2 protein-coding genes are annotated in these 2,493 nt (G+C 41.2%); one reads left to right on the top strand and one right to left on the bottom strand.

The window, feature by feature from the left end; genetic code table 11:
- Positions 1-54 precede the first annotated feature (54 nt).
- Entirely contained in the window at positions 55-723 is a 669-nt protein-coding gene (locus VE944_RS00460; protein ID WP_324970828.1) for an AIM24 family protein, read from the top strand.
- Between the two features lie 210 nt (positions 724-933).
- On the opposite strand, the gene VE944_RS00455 is transcribed toward VE944_RS00460, so the two are convergent.
- Positions 934-2,415, bottom strand: coding sequence for a DICT sensory domain-containing protein (locus VE944_RS00455; protein WP_324970827.1), 1,482 nt, complete (start codon positions 2,413-2,415; stop codon positions 934-936).
- Positions 2,416-2,493 lie beyond the last annotated feature (78 nt).

Genomic DNA, 2,493 nt, shown 5'->3' with positions numbered 1-2,493 from the left:
TAAATTCTAGTTAAGAGCCAAGTACACATTTCTGCAAACATCAAAAGGAAAATTATGGCAGGTTTTGAAGTAATTGAGAAAGAAAGCTTACGTTTAGTCAAGGTAACTTTACAAAACGAAACAGTCAGAACTGAATCTGGTGCTATGTACTATATACGTGGCAACATTCAGATGCAATCTAAAGCCCCTTCAGCAGGCGGGTTTTTAAAATCCCTAGCCACGGGAGAAAACATTTTCCGTCCTACATATACGGGTACAGGTGAATTATATTTAGAGCCTTCGTTATCGGGATATCACATTCTAGAATTAGACGGTAGTGAATGGATTTTAGATAGTGGCGCTTATTGGGCTAGTGATGGCACTGTAGAAGTAGCAGTTGAACGAAACAAATTTGTATCAGGCTTAATTGGTGGCGAGGGATTGTTTCAAACAAAAGTCAAAGGCAGGGGTACAGTAGTGATGGCAGCACAAGGCCCTGTAGAAGTAATAAATTTACGAAATGACCGATTAGTTGTGGATGGAAATTTTGCGATTGCTCGCACAACTAGCTTAAATTATCGCGTTGAAAAAGCTACCAAATCTCTTTTAGGTTCAATGACTTCTGGTGAGTTTCTCGTCAATAGTTTTGAGGGAACTGGTACTGTATTGTTGGCTCCTGTACCTTATTGGCAAGTCATGATGCTCCGCCAAATTACCGCCGCGCTACCAAAAACTTCTAGCTAAGAATCATAGGTAAGCTTAACTCATCGTAAGTCTTTCTGGAACGCTTGTGCGATGCCTGCGGCGGGCTACGCCTACGCTAATTTTCTTGAATTTCCGTGGGGAAATCTAGTTATTAGTCATTAGTAGTAATGACTAATGACTAAAATTTTTATAACTCAAATAGGATTGCTATAGCACCACAAAGTTAACTTAAGGGATAATTGTAACTCATTACTGATTTTCTATGGCGATCGCTTTTGGGGTATCGCCAACGCTTGGCAGTTGTACTGTAAATGTGGAACCTTCATATAATTTGCTTTTCACAGAAATAGAACCGCCAGAGCGCACTAGTAATTGCTGTACAATTGTTAACCCCAACCCAGCACCACCATAATCTTCATTAGCTGCTGTACGCACACGATAAAATCGGTCAAAGATTTTGGGAATCTCGCTTTCGGCAATACCAATACCTGTGTCGCGGAATTCTAATTGAACGTAATTGCCTTGAATTCGGGCACGCACCCATACTTCACCCCCATTAGGAGTAAACTTAATGCTGTTATGCAGCAGATTAATCACAATCTGCCTCAGCCCACCACTCACACACCAAATAGATGGAAGTTCAGTGGGTACGGTGTAGGCTAGCATAATTCCTTTTTCTTGGGCTAGAGGTTGGTAGGTACTAACTACTCCAGGTACAATCTCTGAGAGCCGCACTGACTCTAAAGCTGTTCCTTCTAAATTACGTTCTAGCTGCACCAGTTCCAACAAACCAGTAATCAGGGAATTTTGCTGATCACACTGGGTATTTAACATGTGTAAATAACGTTGTCGCTGGGGGGGTTTAAGATTAGGGGAATTCAATAACGAAAGTGCTGTCTTCATGTGCGTCAAGGGTGTACGCAATTCCTGACACACATTTTTTAGGTATTCATCTTTGAGTTGCTCTTTGTTTTGTAGTTCTTGATTTTGCTGCTGCAACTTGGTAGTGCGTACTGCGATGATTTGACGATTAATTTCATCTTGTCGCAGGAGTTGTTTTGCAAACAGTTGATTCATCAGTGCGCCTTGGGGCACAGTTGGACAAGTAAAATCAATAGGAATTGGAGATGATTCTGGCGTAATTGCTTGTTTGATACCATTTAATACTTGCTGAATTATTCTCCCCTCAAGACTATTTATAATCAGTAACGGCTGGTTTTTATTAGTATTTACCTTCCCCGATGTTGTCTTATTTTTGTGTTTTTTAAGTGGTCGATGAGCCAAAATTAAACTGCAAAACTGGGGCGATAACACCATCAGAAAGTTTTCCCGTCGCATTTGGCTATCTGGTGATATGTGAACGGGGACATGATGAGGGTATAAGGGGGATAAAGAAGATGAGGGAGATGAAGAAGATAAGGGGGTATTTTCTTCCCCTACTTCCCCTGCTCCCTCATCTTCTCTTTTTTCACTCTCGTCAATTTGGCAAGTATAAATGAGACTAGACGCACCTACCGAGGATTGATAACGCGCTAGTTCTGATTGCCAAATTTTTTCTGGTGGTAGCTTCAGCCATAAAGTGGCTGCAATTTGCTGCTCAATTAGTAAGTCAATTTGCGCTCTTACCAGTGATAGCAGAGTAGCAGGACTGAGGGACAATGGTTTAGGAGGCGCTTGCACTCCCATAACTAGTTGGTAAACAGACAGATCCTTAGCCAGAGAAACATTCATGAGTCAAGCACAACTTGGATGAAGCAAGAAATAATTCTGTCTTCGATTTTCACCTTTATGTGTGCATTTTTTACAAAA

It is taken from the genome of Nostoc sp. (genome assembly GCF_035638895.1).
In the GTDB taxonomy this organism is placed as follows: domain Bacteria; phylum Cyanobacteriota; class Cyanobacteriia; order Cyanobacteriales; family Nostocaceae; genus Nostoc.
The sequence above is the reverse complement of the archived record's forward strand: the minus strand, read 5'-3'. Positions and strand labels throughout refer to the sequence as shown.

Coding starts and splice junctions, on each gene's coding strand:
- VE944_RS00455 (WP_324970827.1), bottom strand. CDS start 2,415: ATGAATGTTTCTCTGGCTAAGGATCTGTCTGTTTACCAACTAGTTATG.
- VE944_RS00460 (WP_324970828.1), top strand. CDS start 55: ATGGCAGGTTTTGAAGTAATTGAGAAAGAAAGCTTACGTTTAGTCAAG.